Raw genomic sequence first — 613 nt, forward strand, 5'->3', positions numbered from 1 at the left:
AGGGATTCGATATCACCCTTGCCCAGTTTTTTGCAGGTGATGAAGAAATTCCTGATTTAACAGCAGATCAGAAACAGTTGCTTTATGACTGGAATGCGATGGACGAACATCAAAAAGAGCTGGTAAAAGCGTATATACAGGGCATTATTAGAAAATAGGGACGTCTGTGCTGAGGGATGGCATAGTACGTCCTTATTTCAGCTTCGGGGGTTTTTATGAAAAGAAGTAATATTTTATGCTTTGTACTTATATTAGGGATTACTCTTTGTGGTTGTCAGACGCAGCCTGCAAAAACATCAACAACAAAACAACAGTTGGATCAGATGGATTATGAATCTGATGATGACTTTGAACTGTCTCTTCAATCATCAATCGGTAAAGAACAATGCTTTATTTGCGGAACACCGGCTGGTGGACTTTTGGAATATTATAGAAAATTCGATTCAATTGGGATTATCCATTGGGCCGATATGTCAGTCACTGACACCCGGATCCGAGAATATGATGATGATGGAAATGAAAAGATTGATTCTGGGCATATGAGCACAATGGTAAATTCTTTTGGAGAGGATTATGGTTCTATTATGACACACTCTCAACCGGATAGATGTAT

The 613-nt window shown here is 39.0% G+C and carries 1 pseudogene; it reads left to right on the forward strand.

The features are described from left to right. Nucleotides 1-215: 215 nt before the first annotated feature. Nucleotides 216-613, forward strand: a pseudogene (locus WMO25_RS18655) (hypothetical protein); the annotation flags it as partial.

It is taken from the genome of Coprococcus intestinihominis (assembly GCF_040096555.1).
GTDB classification, from domain to species: Bacteria; Bacillota; Clostridia; order Lachnospirales; family Lachnospiraceae; genus Coprococcus_A; species Coprococcus_A intestinihominis.